The organism is Aeromonas sp. 600282, assembly GCF_049175755.1.
Taxonomy (GTDB): Bacteria; Pseudomonadota; Gammaproteobacteria; order Enterobacterales; family Aeromonadaceae; genus Aeromonas; species Aeromonas veronii_A.
The window spans coordinates 34,908-50,360 of the sequence record NZ_JAAKVR010000015.1; the positions used below are offsets into that span (position 1 = coordinate 34,908).

The window sequence follows — 15,453 nt, forward strand, 5'->3', positions numbered from 1 at the left end:
TGGGTTATTCTCGTGGCAAATGAAATTGGGATTAGCATAAACAAGATGTATGTGCCCACGATGAAACTGTGTGAAGTCTCGGTGAAGTGAGCATCGCTTACCGCTCGATGAGCCCTTACTCTGCTCGCTGGCGTATAAGCTGTTGGGGCCAAGGAAAGAAACGGAGGCGCAGGTGAGATCACAAGAACAGATCACGACCGTACTGGGGACACTGGAGCAAGTCATTCTGGGCAAGCCGCTACAGCTGAAAATCGCGCTGGTGACCCTGCTGGCGCGCGGTCATCTGCTGATCGAAGATCTGCCCGGCATGGGCAAAACCACCCTGGCCCACGCCCTGGCGCAGGTGCTGGGGCTGGCATGCAGGCGGATGCAGTTCACCGCCGATCTGCTCCCCGCCGACCTGCTGGGGCTTCAGATTTTTGACCCCCAGCAACAAACATTTCGCTTTCACCCCGGCCCCATCTTCACCCAGGTTCTACTGGCGGACGAGATCAACCGCGCCAGCCCCAAAGTACAGAGCGCCCTGCTGGAGGCGATGGCCGAAGGCAAGGTGAGCATCGAGGGCCACACGCACCCACTCCCCGATCCGTTTTTCGTCATCGCCACCCAGAATCCGGCGGATCAGGCGGGCACCTATCCACTGCCGGAGTCCCAACTCGACCGATTCGCCGTGCGACTCTCGCTGGGTTTTCCGCCGCGAGAAGCGGAGCGCCAGCTACTGCGCGGCCACCAGCCGACTGGCCCTTTGCCCGCCATGCTGGATGCCGCCGGACTCGCCACCTTGCAAAGCGAAGGGGATGCCATCCATGTTTCCGATGCCACCCTCGATTACCTGCTGGCGCTGGTGCACCAGAGCCGCTTTGATGGGGATCTGCCACAGCCCCTCTCCCCCCGAGCAGCCCAGACCTTGCTGGCGGTGAGCCGGACCTGGGCGCTGGTTGCGGGGCGGCGCTTTGTCACGGTAGAGGATGTGCAGGCGGTCTTCCCCTATGTGGCCGAGCATCGGCTGCGGGGCAGCTTTGGCGTACAGCACGGCGAAGCCTGTCCCCTGAGCCAGCGATTGCTGGCCAGGGTCGATCCGGACAATCCCTGATGAGCAAATTGCTAAACCGTTGGCAGCAGTGGCGAGCCCGCTGGCAGCGACGCTGGCTCGATCGCCGCATTCCCCCGGCCCGCCAGATCACGCTGGCTACCCGCAGCCTCTTTATCCTCCCCACCCGCATGGGGCTGCTCTATCTGCTGGTGCTGCTCGTCATCTATCTGCTCGGCACCAACTACCAGAACAATCTGGTACTGCTGGTGGCCTACTGCCTCGGCAGCCTGTTTATGGCCGCCATGTGGCTTACCCACCGCAACCTGTTGGGGCTGGAACTGCTGGGTGGCCAGCTGGTACTGGGGGAAGCGGGTAGCCAGCTACCTATCCGTATCTTGGTGCAGAGCCCTCGCCCGGTGCAGGCGCTCCGGTTTAGCCTCAACGAAGGCACCCTCTGGCTGGCACAGGCCGACGCTGTGCCCAGCACAGTTATCCTGCCAGTATCGGGCTCGCGCCGTGGGCCACTGCCCCTTGGCCGATTGCGGGTCGAGAGCCGCTACCCCCTCGGTCTGTTTCGCTGCTGGTCCCTGCTGGACTTGCAGTTGGAGGGCTGGCTCGCCCCCAAACCGGCGTTCGGGGCGCTAAGAGGGGAACATGCGACCGAAAGCGAGGGGCATCAGGGCCAGCCCGCTCCGGCCACTCTCGGTGACTTTGACTCTCTGCGGACACATCAGGCCGGTGAACCACTGAGCCGGGTCGCTTGGAAGCAACTTGCCCAAGGGCGCGGCCTGCTGACCAAGCAGTTCCATGAACCGCAGCAGGATGAGACTCACCTCACCTTGCAGCGGGTCGCGGGCGGGGATCTGGAGCAGCGGCTGGCGGTGCTGGCCTGGTGGTGCGCCGATTACGGCAAGCGGGGCATCCCCTTTACCCTGACACTGGCAAACCAGACGCTGGGGCCCGATAGCGGCGCCGCCTTTGTGCAGCGCTGCCTGCTGGCACTGGCCCAATTCGATGCAACACCACCGAAGATCACGCCAGATGCTGCTCGATAACCGCCGCCTGCTGCCACTCATCGCCCTGCAACAGCTGCTGCTGGTCGCGGCGCTCTGGCCCCAGTTGCAACTCTGGGTAGTGGCAGTGGGCGCCATCACTCTCGGCGTCCGGGCCATGATGCTGTGGCGCGGCTTGCCGCCCCTGCCTGCCCGCTGGTTGGCGCTGCTGGCCATCACAACCGTGGTGTTGCTGGGGTTGCAGTGGCGCACATTGGGCACCCTGCCCGCCCTGATCAATCTGCTCTGGCTCGGCTATAGCCTCAAGATGATCGAGGTACGGCGCGAGCGGGATATCGAGCAGGTGCTGCTGCTCGCCTTCTTCCTCATCGCGCTGGCGCTGGTACAACGCCAAAGCATCGGCTGGACAGCCGGGATGGCAGTGGCACTCTGGCTGGCAGTGACCGCGCTGGTGACCGCCGTCGTCCCCGAGCAGAAACGGCCTTGGCGCAGTGCGGGGAGCGCCCTGCTGCTGGCGCTGCCCTTGCTTATCACCCTGTTTATACTACTGCCAAGGCTGCCGCCCCTCTGGCAGATGCCCACCACCAGCCGTGCCCTGTCCGGCCTCTCGGAAGAGCTGGCCCCCGGCGATATCAGCGAACTGGTCAACTCCTCGGAACTGGCGTTTCGGGTCAGCTTTGCCGATGGCCCGCCCCCTGTCCGCGAGCGCTATTTTCCGGTGATGCGCCAAGAAGTTTTCGATGGTCAGCGCTGGTTGCTGAGCCCCGAGGTCAAAGCATGGCAGCAGACAGTGCCGGTGCAGACCGGGCTGACCCTTCTGGCATCATCTTCACGGGCAAGCAATCAGCTGGCAGATAGTCCATTACCCGCCGGGAGCTACGAGGTGATCGCCGAGCCCCAGCGCCACCGCTGGGCCTTTGCCCAAAGTGAACCGACTATTCTGACTGGACCAGTGCTGCTCACCCCCATTCACACCCTCTATCGGCAGGGGAGCGGCGAGGTGGCAATCCGCTATCGCATTGGCCGCGGCGAAGCGCAGCCAGAGAATGATAGCCAAGCCGCTCAGCGCAACCTGCAACTGCCAGCCGGAGGCAACCCGAGAGCGCGCGTCCATGGCCAAGTGCTGGCTGTGCGCTATCCGGATCGCGCAGAGCTGGTCGCCGCCCTGCTAGCGCAGTTTCGCAGCCAATCCTATTACTACACCCTGACACCGCCACGACTTGGCGGTGACGGGGTGGATGAGTTCCTGTTCGATACTCGGCGCGGCTTTTGCGGCCACTACGCCATGGCGACCGCTTTCGTGCTGCGCGCCGCCGGTATTCCGGCACGGCTGGTCACCGGTTATCTCGGCGGTGAGTGGAATCCCAGAGGCAACTATCTGGCGGTACACCAGTTCGATGCTCACGCCTGGGTGGAGTATCTCGATGAAGGAGGAACATGGCGGCGAATCGACCCCACTGCGGCAGTGGCACCGGAGCGCATTGAAGGCGGCGTGAGGGAGGCGCTGAGCGACGAGTTTACCGCCGCCGACCCTCTCGCTCTGCAGCGTTATCGCAACTGGGCCCTGCTCAATCAGCTGCGCTGGTGGGGCAACAATATCGACTACCAGTGGAGTCGCTGGGTGATTGGTTACGATGCGGGCCAGCTCTGGCAGCAAATCGGTCTGCGCTGGCCTGCACTGGCGGGATACACTCCCTGGTTGATCCTCGCCAGCCTGATGCTGGTCGCCCTGCTGGTGAGCTTGCCCCTGCTGTTGCCCGCCCGTCTGCCGCCAGAGCGGCGCATCTGGCAACCCCTGCTCAAACGGGGCAAACGCAGCGGCTATTCCCCAGAGCCTGCCGAGAGCATGGGAGCATGGTGCGAGCGGCTGGCGCGGCTGCGCCCCGACCTTGCCCATCCCCTGCTAAAGAGTGCGTGGCTCTATCGCCGCTGGCGTTATGCCCTCCTCAACGACCGGCAACAAGGGCGCTGCTGGCGCCAGTTGCAACGGCGTATCAGACAGCTCGCCCAGCGCTGGGATCAGCCGCCGAAGAGCGGCTCATAAAAGAAGGGGGAGCCACCGGCTCCCCCTTCAGGTTTTAATCAAGAGGTTTGACTCACCGCTTGTTATTTTTTGGTCGGATTGTCCCAGATCCCCTCTTCCAGCTGGGAGCGGATCTCGGGGTACTTGTTGGCATCAAAGGTGGGCACCTTGCCCAGCCTGAGCTGGTCGTTGTAATCCTTGGCCAGCTTGATGGCGACGCCGGAGAGCAGCAGGATCGCCACCAGGTTGACGATGGCCATCAACCCCATGGAGACATCAGCCATTGCCCAGACGGTCGGCAACTCGCCCACAGAGCCGAACATCACCATGCCCAGCACAAACATCCGGAACAGCATCAGGCCGCCCTTGTGGTTGTGCTCGAGGAACACCAGATTCGTTTCGGCATAGGAGTAGTTCGCCACGATAGAGGTGAAGGCGAAGAAGAAGATGGCCGCCGCGATAAAGATGTTGCCACCGCTGCCAATCTGGGAAGAGAGCGCCCGCTGGGTCAGCTCGACACCGGTCACGCCGGAGCCCGGCTCAAACTGACCTGACATCAGGATGATGGCGGCGGTACAGCTGCAGATGACGATGGTATCCATAAAGACCCCCAGCATCTGCACATAACCCTGGGAGGCCGGGTGCGGCGGATAGGGAGTGGCAGTCGCTGCAGCGTTGGGCGCAGAGCCCATGCCCGCTTCGTTGGAGAAGAGACCACGCTTGATACCGTTGATCATCGCCTGGGAGATGGCATAACCGAGCGCACCCGAGCCAGCCTGCTCAATCCCGAAGGCGGACTTGATGATCAGCATGAAGACATGGGGCAACTCGGTGATGTTCATCGCCACGATCACCAGCGCCAGCAGGATGTAGGCCAGCGCCATAAAGGGCACCACCAGCTCGGCAAAACGGGCGATACCACGAATGCCGCCGAAGATAATCAGGCCGGAGAGCACCACCAGCGCCAGACCGCTGACCCAGTCAGGAATACCAAACGCCACCTTCATCGCCAGACTGATGGAGTTGGCCTGCACCGCGTTGAACACCAGACCAAATGCCAGGATCAGGCAGAGCGAAAACACCACCCCCATCCAGCGCATGCCAAGGCCTTTCTCCATGTAGTAGGCCGGGCCACCACGGTAGTTGCCATCCTCATCCTTGACCTTGTAGAGCTGGGCCAGGGTGCTTTCGACGAAGGCGGTCGCCATGCCGATAAAGGCAATCAGCCACATCCAGAAGATGGCGCCGGGGCCACCCAGATAGATGGCGACAGCCACACCGGCCAAGTTGCCGGTGCCGACACGGGCGGCAAGGCTGGTACAGAGGGCCTGGAAGGAGGAGATGCCTGCATTGTCCGATTTACGGCTGTTTTTCAGCACGGAAAACATGTGGCCAAAGTGACGGATCTGGATAAAACCCAGGCGGAAGGTGAAAAAGATACCGACCCCAATGAGCAGGTAGATGAGCACGGCTCCCCACATCAGGTCGTTTAGCATCGCAATCAAGGTGTCCATAATTCTCTCGTTGTTATTCACATCCATGGTCAGTCTGCGCTGACCGTTTTCTGTCTGTCGTTTAATTAGCGTTTCGCTAAAGGGGCGGAATCTAGCACAGCGGGAGAGCCCGGAATAGTGATCCCGGTCACGCGAGACACAAAAAACGAACGGTAAAAGCCCATAAAGCTCCATTTAAATCGCAAACTTTCAACAAACTCAATAATTCAATCAGACAGGCCACCATTAAGCCCCATAAGAGAACCTTTTTGATATATCCCTGATGAGCTATGCGAAAACGCAAACGCTTGCATGAAATGGCTTTCAAACGGAGACATTTCGCCAAACGTTTTCTCTGTAATTAAATTTCAAGTACGTAGCGAGATAATTTATGTGATCGACGACACAAATATGGATATTGGCTAAAAAAGTTCAGCTGAAAGCAAACCGGAGCGAGGTCGGAATGAAATGTAAAAAACCTTACTAATCATATAGTTTCAAGCCATAAAACGGGATAACTCAGCAGCCTGAATGTTTAACAACCAAGCGCCCCTATTGCAGGATGCAGCACATCAGTATTAATTAGGCAGGCAATGACGATGGGCCGCCCCCATCGCGCTTTTCTGAGCATGAGGCACCAAGATCCTGTAATTTTATTTCAGAACCACCGTCTCAAGCCCGCAACCCAGGGATTACTCCCTCATTAAGAGATGATATTCGCTATGGCCGATAAATTAACCCAGCTGAAAGCCCTGACCACTGTTGTTGCCGACACCGGTGATATCGAAGCCATCAAACGCTATCAGCCCATCGATGCCACCACCAACCCCTCTCTGGTTCTGAAGGCCTCCGAGATCCCCGAGTACGCTCCGCTGATCGAAGACGCCATCAAGTGGGCCAAAGCCCAGAGCCAGGACAAGGCACAGCAAATCATAGACGCGGGCGACAAGCTGGCCGTCAACATCGGTCTGGAAGTGCTGAAGATCGTTCCGGGGCGCATCTCTACCGAAGTGGATGCCCGTCTCTCCTTCGATACCGAAGCCAGCATCGCCAAGGCCCGCAAGCTGATCCGTCTTTACAACGAAGCGGGCATCAGCAACGACCGCATTCTGATCAAGCTGGCCTCCACCTGGGAAGGGATCCGTGCCGCCGAGGTTCTGGAGAAAGAGGGTATCCAGTGCAACCTGACCCTGCTGTTCTCCTTCGCCCAGGCCCGTGCCTGTGCCGAAGCCGGTGCCTTCCTGATCTCCCCGTTCGTGGGTCGCATCCTCGACTGGTACAAGGCCAAAAATGGCCGTGATTACACCGCCAGCGAAGATCCGGGCGTGGTCTCCGTTACCTCCATCTACAACTACTACAAGCAGCACGACTACCCGACCGTCGTGATGGGCGCCAGCTTCCGCAACACCGGCGAGATCCTGGAACTGGCCGGTTGCGACCGCCTGACCATTGGCCCGGCCCTGCTGGAAGAGCTGAGCAAGAGCGAAGGCGCCGTGGTACGCAAACTGGACTACACCGGTGAGCGCAAGGCCAAACCGACCCCGATGACCGAAGCCGAATTCCGCTGGGAACTGAACCAGGATGCCATGGCTCACGAGAAGCTGGGCGAAGGCATCCGCATGTTTGCCATCGACCAGGGCAAGCTGGAAACCATGTTGGCAAGCCGCCTGTAATCGGTTCTTTTTTCTGATAAAAACCGGGCCCCTACCAAGGGGCCCGGTTTTTTTTCATGGGCTTTTTTAGCGCTGTCATAGAGTCGTCACGAAAACGTTTTAATTTCAGATTCGTTATGTTATACGGGTGGTGAAAACGATAAAAACCAAGGAGGGAGCCATGGAAATGTTCAACTTCGATTATGACGAGGTGGTTGAACTCGGTTCGCGTAGCCGCGGGACAACGGGAAAAAAACGTAAATGGCGTGAAATCGAGGCGTTGAAAGACAAACATCGCCTGCAGAAGGAGCTGCAATCCATCGATATCGCCTATGAAGGTCTTACAGACGAGATTGAACTGTAATACCGCCAAGACACCTGTAAAAGCGCTCCGCATAGCCGGGGCGCTTTTTTATGCCGCTATCGGATGATCAAGCGGCATGTCATGCCACGGGCAGGCGACAGACAACGCGTTGCCGCAGTCCCTGACAGCCCTCACCAACAGCGTGGCAACCAACCCTGCCCCTCACCCGCGAAGACTGAGCTGTGCCGTTTCAGGGCGCATTGGGGCAATCACCGCAAGACAAGTCATCAGCAATAAAAAGCCCCCGTCGCTGACGGGGGCCTGAATACTCGGGGCAGACGGCTGCTCTTAGCAGTAGCCGTAGCCCAGCAGACGCTGGTAGCGCTGCTCCAGCAGCTGCTCGGTATCGAGCGGACGCAGGGCGTCCAGATCCTGCTTGATGCGAGCCTTGAGGTTTTTGGCCATCTTCTCCACATCGCGGTGGGCACCACCGAGGGGCTCGTCGATCACGTGGTCGATCAGCTTGAGCTCTTTCAGACGCTGGGCAGTGATACCCATCGCTTCGGCAGCCACAGAAGCCTTGTCTGCGCTCTTCCACAGGATGGAGGCACACCCTTCCGGCGAGATGACGGAGTAGGTGGAGTACTGCAGCATGTTGACGCGGTCACCCACACCGATTGCCAACGCGCCACCGGAGCCACCCTCACCGATCACGGTGCAGACCACCGGCACGGTCAGACCGGCCATCACTTTCAGGTTGCGGGCAATCGCTTCGGACTGGCCACGCTCTTCGGCACCGACGCCGGGGTAAGCGCCCGGGGTGTCGATAAAGGTGATGATCGGCATCTTGAAGCGCTCGGCCATCTCCATCAGACGCAGGGCCTTGCGGTATCCTTCCGGACGCGGCATGCCGAAGTTGCGCTTGATCTTCTCTTTGGTCTCGCGACCCTTCTGGTGACCAATCACCATCACAGGCTCACCGTCGAGACGGGCGATGCCGCCGACGATAGCCTTGTCATCGGCATAGGCGCGATCGCCAGCCAACTCGTCGAAATCGGTGAAGATATGCTCGATATAGTCAAAGGTGTAGGGGCGCTGGGGATGACGCGCCATCTGGGATACCTGCCAGGCACCCAGATCACCGAAGATCTTCTTGGTCAGCTCTTCGTTTTTCTTCTCCAGCCGGCGGATCTCGTCTTTCAGATCCACGGCGTGATTGCCTTCACTCACATGTTTGAGTTCATCAATCTGCGCCTGCAACTCGGCAATCGGCTGTTCAAAATCCAGAAAAAGACTCATAGGGCCTTAGAACCTCTAATCAAAAACCAATTCAACCCGCTCTCGTCCAAGCAGGACTCGCAAGTCATCTATCAGTTGATCGGTGGGCGTCACCCGCCACTCGGTACCGAGCGTCAATCGCACCCGGGAGCCGGGGCGACGATAGTTTACCTGAACCGGACAGACTCCGGCACGGGCGGGCTCCAAAATCTCGCACAAACGCGGGAAAAAGCGATCATCAATCCGCTGTTCATCGAGGGAGATGCGGATTGCTCTGGCAAAACGCTCCCTCGCATCGTTGATATCCAGTAATTCTCGAGCCGACATTTTAAGGCCACCGGAGAAGTCATCAAAGCTGACCTGTCCAGAAACCACCAAAATGCGGTCTTTTTGCATCAATTCTTCATATTTTTCCAGCGCTTCACTGAACAGGGTCACATCGAGGCGACCGGAACGGTCGTCCAGGGTGAAGATCCCCATCTTGTTGCCACGCTTGGTCACCATGCTGCGGGCCGCAATCACCAGCCCCGCCGCCGTGGTTACGGTATCGCGTGAAGTGGGATGCAGATCGCACAGGCGACCCGAGGTATAACGACGCAATTCGCTGCTGTACTGGTTGATGGGGTGACCGGTGAGATAGAGCCCGAGGGTCTCGCGCTCCCCTTCCAGCCACACCTTGTCAGGCCAGTGCGGCACGTTGGCAAACGCCTTCTTGACGTCGTCAATCTCTTCGGTGAGCACGCCGAACATGTCGACCTGCCCCACCGCCTGCGCCTTGGCGTGCTGCTCGGCGGCACGCATCGCCTCCTCCAGCGTTGCCATCAGGGCGGCGCGGTGGGGGCCGAGCCGATCCATGGCGCCGGAGAGGATCAGCTTCTCCATCACCCGCTTGTTGAGCTTCTTGATATCGACCCGGTTGCAGAAGTCGAACAGATCGCGGAACGGGCCGTCCTGATCCCGGGCACTCAAGATCGCATCGATGGGGCCTTCACCGACCCCTTTCACCGCCCCGATCCCGTAGACGATATGGCCATCTTCGTTGACCGAGAAGCGATAGCGACCAGTGTTCACATCCGGCGGGATCACGGTGAGCCCCATCCGCTGGCACTCATCCACCAGGGTCACGATCTTGTCGGTGTTGTCCATATCGGCGGTCATGACCGCCGCCATGAACTCGGCCGGGAAGTGGGTCTTGAGCCAGAGGGTCTGGTAGGAGACCAGCGCATAGGCGGCGGAGTGGGATTTGTTAAAGCCGTAGCCCGCAAACTTCTCCACCAGATCGAAGATCTTCATCGCCAGTTCACCGTCGACGCCATTCTTGACGGCGCCCTCCTCGAAACCAGCCCGCTGCTTGGCCATCTCCTCGGGCTTTTTCTTACCCATGGCACGGCGCAGCATGTCCGCGCCACCCAGCGTATAGCCCGCCAAGGTCTGGGCGATCTGCATCACCTGCTCTTGGTAGAGGATGATGCCGTAGGTCGGTTCCAGAATCGGTTTCAGGCTCTCGTGCTGCCACTTCTCGTCCGGATAGGAGATCGCTTCATTACCGTGTTTGCGGTCGATGAAGTTATCCACCATGCCTGACTGGAGCGGGCCCGGTCGGAACAGGGCCACCAGTGCGATCATGTCTTCGAAGCAGTCGGGGCGCAGCCGCTTGATGAGATCCTTCATGCCGCGGGATTCCAGCTGGAATACTGCCGTGGTCTCGTAACGCTGCAGCAGGTCAAACGACTTCTTGTCATCGATGGGGATGGCGGCGATGTCGACCGGCGGCTTGCCCTCTTTGGCAAGACGCGGGTTTATCATGCCGAGCGCCCAGTCGATGATGGTGAGGGTCCGCAGACCCAGGAAGTCGAACTTCACCAGCCCGGCGTACTCCACGTCGTTCTTGTCGAACTGGGTGACCGGGTGATGGCCTTCGTCATCGCAGTAGAGCGGCGCAAAGTCGGTGATCTTGGTGGGTGCGATCACCACGCCACCGGCGTGTTTACCGGCGTTGCGCACCACCCCTTCCAGGCGGCGAGCCATGTCGATGAGGTCTTTGACCTCCTCATCCTGTTCGTAGAGCTCGGGCAGCTTGGGCTCAGCCTCGAATGCCTTGGCAAGCGTCATGCCCGGATCCGGCGGGATCAGCTTGGAGATACGATCCACAAAGCCGTAGGCGTGGCCCAGCACCCGGCCCACATCCCGCACCACCGCCTTGGCCGCCATGCTGCCGAAGGTGATGATCTGGGAGACCGCCTCCCGACCATACATATCTGAAACGTGCTCGATCACTTCATCGCGCCTGTCCATGCAGAAGTCGACGTCGAAGTCGGGCATGGATACCCGCTCGGGGTTCAGGAAACGTTCGAACAGCAGGTCAAATTCCAGCGGGTCGAGGTCAGTGATCTTGAGGGCGTAGGCCACCAGAGAGCCCGCACCCGAGCCCCGGCCCGGGCCAACGGGGATGCCGTTGTCCTTGGACCACTGGATAAACTCCATCACGATGAGGAAGTAACCCGGGAAGCCCATCTGGTTGATCACTTTCAGCTCAACATCGAGACGCTCGTCATACTCGGGACGACGCTCGGCCCGCACCGCCGGATCCGGGAACAGGAACTCGAGACGCTCCTCCAGACCCTCTTTCGATTTGGCCACCAGAAAATCTTCGGTGGTCATGTCGCCGGTCGGGAAGTTGGGCAGGAAGTACTCGCCAAGACGCACCGTCACGTTGCAGCGCTTGGCGATCTCCACTGTGTTTTCCAGCGCTTCGGGGATATCGGCAAACAGCTCCGCCATCTCCTCCTGACTGCGCAGGTACTGCTGGGGGCTGTAGCGACGGGGACGGCGTTTGTCCATCAGGGTATAGCCATCGTGGATGGCAACCCGGATCTCGTGTGCATCGAAGTCATCGGCGTTAAGGAACACCACCTCGTTGGTGGCGACCACTGGCAGCTCGAACTCGGTAGCGATGGCCACCGCCATGTGCAGATAGACCTCTTCGTCGGGTCGACCGGTGCGCAGCAGTTCGAGATAGTAGGCATCGGGGAAGTGGGTCTGATAGAAGGCGACACACTGCTCGGTCATCTGCCGGTTGCCCTTGAGCAGGAACTTGCCCACATCCCCCTCGCGGCCGCCGGAGAGGACGATCACCCCCTTGGCATGCTCGGCGAGCCAGCTCTTGTCGATAACCGGCCGCCCCTGCACATGGCCGCGCTGGTAACCGCGGGAAATAAGCAAGGTGATGTTCTGGTAGCCGTCGTTATCCATGGCCAGCAGGGTGAGACGGAACTGCTCGTCGCCGAGCTCATCGCTCTGCACCCAAAAGTCGGCACCGACAATGGGCTTGATCCCCTTGCCGTGGGCCGCGCCATAGAAGCGCACCAGGCCACACATGTTCATCTGATCGGTCAGCGCCAGCGCCGGCATGTTGTTGGCCGCAGCCGCCCCGACGATGGGGTTGATCTTCTGCAGGCCATCGACCATGGAGAAGTCGGAGTGGACTCGCAGGTGGATAAAACGGGGTTCAGCCATCGTCATCTCCTCTCGCTGCTCAAACTAAATGGCATGGTCTACTCGATCCCCAGTGCGCGGCGCACCGGTTTGAAGCTCTTGCGATATTCGGGCAGCGGGCCGCGCTCTGCCAGAATGGCGAGGTGCTCAGCAGTCGGATACCCCTTGTGGCGGGCAAAACCATACTCGGGATGACGGCTGTCCAGCTCGGTCATCTCCGCATCGCGGGTTACCTTGGCAAGGATCGAAGCGGCACTGATGGCGGCCACCAGGCTATCACCCTTGACCACGGCGCGCGATTCCATCGGCAATGCCGGGCAGCGGTTGCCATCGATAAAGACCAGCTCGGGTGTCACCTTCAGCCCTGCTACGGCGCGCTGCATCGCCAGCATGGTGGCATGCAGGATGTTGAGCTCGTCGATCTCTTCCGGAGTGGCGCGACCGATAGCCCAGGCGAGCGCTTTCTCTTTGATCTCGTCAAATAGCGCCAGCCGTTTCTTCTCGGAGAGCTTCTTGGAGTCAGCCAGTCCGACAATCGGATTGGCGGGATCGAGAATGACCGCAGCGGTGACCACGTCGCCCACCAGGGGGCCACGACCCACTTCGTCCACACCGGCAACCAGCTTGTCGTCAGGAATATCGATCATCATCTTGTAGCCTTGAATCAAAACAGGCCCCGTGGGGCCTGACAGGGGTCGACTGGCGCGGCATCACCGCTCGGAAAACGGATTAACGGGCTGCTCGGCGCAATCGACGGTCCGAAATAGCGTTATCTGCCGAGCAGATCCGCCACCGCATCGGCAGCCTGCGAGTCGGCATTGCAGCGGATCAGCTGGTGCAGCTCGGTGAAGGTGTTGACCAGCGCACTGTTGTCGTGCTCGAAGTACTTGCTCACCTCTTCCACCAGATTCTCCGGGGTGCACTCGTGCTGGATCAGTTCCGGCACCAGCATGCGACCGGCGAGCAGGTTGGGCAGAGAGACAAATTCGGTCTTTACCAGACGCTGGGCCAGCCAATAGCTGAAGGACTTGAGCTTGTAACCCACCACCATCGGCTTTTTCACCAGCATGGCTTCGAGCGCCGCGGTACCGGAGGCCAGCATCACCACGTCGGCGGCGATCATCGCCTCGCGGCCCTGCCCTTCCAGCAGCACCATGTCGAGACCCGGCGCTACCTCGGCCTTGATGGTCATAAACTGCTCGCGCCGTTTCTGGTTGACCAGCGGCACAATGAAGCCGAGATCCGGATAGCGCACCGTCAGGTGTTTGCACGCCTCGAGAAACAGGGGGGACATAAAGCCCACTTCTGCGGTGCGGCTGCCCGGCAGCACCGCCAGCCAGCGGCGATTGGCATCGATACCGAGATTGCGACGCACGGCAGCCTGATCCGGCACCAACGGAATATCGTCCGCCATGGTGTGACCGACAAAACGGCAAGGGGCGTCGAAGCGGTCGTAGAAGGCTTTCTCGAACGGCAGGAAGGCGAGCACCATGTCGGTAGCGGCCTTGATCTTGTGAATGCGGTTCTGGCGCCATGCCCACACAGAGGGGCTGACATAGTGAACCGTCTTGATACCGGCGCGGCGCAGTTTCAGCTCCACTCCGATATTGAAATCCGGTGCATCCACGCCGATGAAGATATCGGGCGGATTGGCAATAAAGTGGCGCAGCAGTTCGCGACGGACCTTGAGAATACGCGGCAGACGGCCAAGCACCTCGGTGATCCCCATGACGGAGAGCTCTTCCATCTCGAACAGGGCCTTGACGCCGAGGGCCTGCATGCGCGGCCCGGCGATCCCTTCGAACTGCGCATCCGGGTAGCGGGCTTGCAGCTCGCGCACCAGACCGGCAGCCAGAATGTCGCCGGAGACCTCTCCGGCGACGATACCGATACGAACCGGATCAGGCACGGATGATCCCGCGCTCGTTATCTTTGAGGAAGTCCACATAGAGCTGGACGGCCGGTTCGGCTTGCGCCATCTCGATCAGCACCGGCAGCACCTCTTCGATGGTCTTGCCGGAACGGAAGATCTCTTTGTAGGCACGCTTGACGGCAGAGATGGCCTCGGCGCTGAAACCGCGGCGACGCAGACCTTCGGAGTTGACCCCGAACGGCTTGGCGTAGTTGCCGGCGGCCATCACGTAGGGCGGCACATCCTTGTTCAGGGCGGCGCAGCCACCGACGAAGGCGTGGGAACCGACGCGGCCAAACTGATGAATGGCGGAGAGACCCCCAAAGATCACGAAGTCACCGATCACCACGTGGCCCGCCAGGGTCGCGTTGTTGGCGAAGATGCAGTTGTCACCGATGATGCAGTCGTGGGCAACATGAACGTTGACCATGAACAGGTTGCCGCTGCCCACCTTGGTCAGGCTCTGATCCTGAATGGTGCCACGGTGGAAGGTGCAGTTCTCGCGAATGACGTTGTTGTCGCCAATCTCAAGGAAGGTGCGCTCACCGGCGTACTTCTTGTCCTGGCAATCCTCACCGATGGAGGTGTGCTGGAAGATCTTGTTGCCGCGACCAATCTTGGTCGGGCCCTTGATCACCACATGGGAACCTACCCAGGTGTTGTCACCGATTTCCACCTCGGCGCCGATGACAGAAAAGGGGCCGATTTCAACCCCTTTACCGATCACGGCAGACTCATGGACGATGGCAGTATCGTGAATGATGGCAGTCTGGTCGATCACGTGTGTTAAACCTCGCGTTTGGCGCACATCAGCTCGGCGGTACAGACCACTTCACCGTCGACGGTAGCGACACCGGTGAACTTGGCAATACCGCGACGCTCTTTCAGGAACTCCACGTCGAGCACCAGTTGGTCACCGGGGCCGACCGGACGCTTGAAGCGAGCGTTGTCGATTGAGGCAAAATAGTAAAGTTCGTTGGGAGACGGCTTGCCCACCATGGTAAAGGCCAGGATACCGGTGGCCTGTGCCATCGCTTCCAGGATCAGTACGCCAGGGAACACCGGCTTGGCCGGGAAGTGCCCCTGGAAGATCGGCTCGTTGAACGAGACGTTCTTGATGGCACGCAGGGTTTTGCGCTCATCGCTGATCTCGTAGTCGTCTACACGATCCACCATCAGAAACGGATAACGGTGGGGCAGCAGATCCATGATTTCCTGGATACCCAGGCTCTTCTTTTCAGTAGTCAAAA

General features: G+C 59.9%; 12 protein-coding genes. 5 read left to right on the plus strand and 7 right to left on the minus strand.

Annotated features, from left to right (window positions below; genetic code table 11):
• Positions 1 to 172: 172 nt before the first annotated feature.
• Genes G5137_RS14650 through G5137_RS14660 form a run of 3 tightly spaced genes read left to right on the plus strand, consistent with a single transcriptional unit; the run spans position 173 to position 4,090 of the window.
• Positions 173 to 1,093 carry an AAA family ATPase gene (locus G5137_RS14650; RefSeq protein WP_201937293.1) on the plus strand — a complete coding sequence of 307 codons (921 nt, stop codon included), beginning with the start codon at positions 173 to 175 and terminating at the stop codon, positions 1,091 to 1,093.
• Positions 1,093 to 2,088, plus strand: coding sequence for a DUF58 domain-containing protein (locus tag G5137_RS14655; protein ID WP_376901510.1), 996 nt, complete (start codon positions 1,093 to 1,095; stop codon positions 2,086 to 2,088). Before G5137_RS14650 ends, G5137_RS14655 begins: the two co-directional genes overlap by 1 nt.
• Positions 2,075 to 4,090 (plus strand): transglutaminaseTgpA domain-containing protein, encoded by a 2,016-nt coding sequence (locus G5137_RS14660; protein ID WP_421205929.1) that lies wholly within the window; start codon positions 2,075 to 2,077, stop codon positions 4,088 to 4,090. Before G5137_RS14655 ends, G5137_RS14660 begins: the two co-directional genes overlap by 14 nt.
• A gap of 62 nt (positions 4,091 to 4,152) precedes the next feature.
• On the opposite strand, the gene G5137_RS14665 is transcribed toward G5137_RS14660, so the two are convergent.
• Positions 4,153 to 5,583 carry an alanine/glycine:cation symporter family protein gene (locus G5137_RS14665; protein ID WP_201937296.1) on the minus strand — a complete coding sequence of 477 codons (1,431 nt, stop codon included), beginning with the start codon at positions 5,581 to 5,583 and terminating at the stop codon, positions 4,153 to 4,155.
• Between the two features lie 701 nt (positions 5,584 to 6,284).
• On the opposite strand from G5137_RS14665, the gene tal reads away from it, so the two are divergent.
• Complete coding sequence (tal, locus tag G5137_RS14670) at positions 6,285 to 7,235, plus strand: transaldolase (protein WP_005343804.1); 951 nt, start codon at positions 6,285 to 6,287, stop codon at positions 7,233 to 7,235.
• A 160-nt stretch (positions 7,236 to 7,395) separates the two neighbouring features.
• On the plus strand, positions 7,396 to 7,578 hold the full coding sequence (locus G5137_RS14675) for a DUF3545 family protein (protein WP_005338547.1): 183 nt from the start codon (positions 7,396 to 7,398) through the stop codon (positions 7,576 to 7,578).
• Between the two features lie 288 nt (positions 7,579 to 7,866).
• Here G5137_RS14675 and accA read toward each other — a convergent pair whose 3' ends face one another.
• The 6 genes from accA to fabZ all read right to left on the minus strand — a co-directional run bounded on the left by accA (position 7,867) and on the right by fabZ (position 15,451).
• Positions 7,867 to 8,817 (minus strand): acetyl-CoA carboxylase carboxyl transferase subunit alpha, encoded by a 951-nt coding sequence (gene accA / locus G5137_RS14680; protein WP_005338549.1) that lies wholly within the window; start codon positions 8,815 to 8,817, stop codon positions 7,867 to 7,869.
• Between the two features lie 15 nt (positions 8,818 to 8,832).
• Entirely contained in the window at positions 8,833 to 12,312 is a 3,480-nt protein-coding gene (dnaE, locus tag G5137_RS14685) for a DNA polymerase III subunit alpha (protein WP_236356388.1), read from the minus strand.
• Positions 12,313 to 12,350: 38 nt separating this feature from the next.
• The gene (gene rnhB, locus G5137_RS14690) at positions 12,351 to 12,941 is read right to left on the minus strand and encodes a ribonuclease HII (RefSeq protein WP_227341172.1); all 591 of its coding nucleotides are present in this window, start codon (positions 12,939 to 12,941) and stop codon (positions 12,351 to 12,353) included.
• 119 nt (positions 12,942 to 13,060) lie between these two features.
• Positions 13,061 to 14,200 carry a lipid-A-disaccharide synthase gene (gene lpxB / locus G5137_RS14695; RefSeq protein ID WP_227341174.1) on the minus strand — a complete coding sequence of 380 codons (1,140 nt, stop codon included), beginning with the start codon at positions 14,198 to 14,200 and terminating at the stop codon, positions 13,061 to 13,063.
• Entirely contained in the window at positions 14,193 to 14,984 is a 792-nt protein-coding gene (gene lpxA / locus G5137_RS14700) for an acyl-ACP--UDP-N-acetylglucosamine O-acyltransferase (RefSeq protein ID WP_005338557.1), read from the minus strand. The genes lpxB and lpxA overlap by 8 nt, the downstream gene beginning before the upstream one ends.
• Positions 14,985 to 14,989: 5 nt before the next feature.
• Positions 14,990 to 15,451, minus strand: coding sequence for a 3-hydroxyacyl-ACP dehydratase FabZ (gene fabZ, locus G5137_RS14705; RefSeq protein WP_005338559.1), 462 nt, complete (start codon positions 15,449 to 15,451; stop codon positions 14,990 to 14,992).
• Positions 15,452 to 15,453: the final 2 nt, after the last annotated feature.

Coding starts and splice junctions, on each gene's coding strand:
- dnaE (WP_236356388.1), bottom strand. CDS start 12,312: ATGGCTGAACCCCGTTTTATCCACCTGCGAGTCCACTCCGACTTCTCC.
- G5137_RS14665 (WP_201937296.1), bottom strand. CDS start 5,583: ATGGACACCTTGATTGCGATGCTAAACGACCTGATGTGGGGAGCCGTG.
- G5137_RS14660 (WP_421205929.1), top strand. CDS start 2,075: ATGCTGCTCGATAACCGCCGCCTGCTGCCACTCATCGCCCTGCAACAG.
- accA (WP_005338549.1), bottom strand. CDS start 8,817: ATGAGTCTTTTTCTGGATTTTGAACAGCCGATTGCCGAGTTGCAGGCG.
- rnhB (WP_227341172.1), bottom strand. CDS start 12,941: ATGATGATCGATATTCCTGACGACAAGCTGGTTGCCGGTGTGGACGAA.
- G5137_RS14655 (WP_376901510.1), top strand. CDS start 1,093: ATGAGCAAATTGCTAAACCGTTGGCAGCAGTGGCGAGCCCGCTGGCAG.
- tal (WP_005343804.1), top strand. CDS start 6,285: ATGGCCGATAAATTAACCCAGCTGAAAGCCCTGACCACTGTTGTTGCC.
- G5137_RS14675 (WP_005338547.1), top strand. CDS start 7,396: ATGGAAATGTTCAACTTCGATTATGACGAGGTGGTTGAACTCGGTTCG.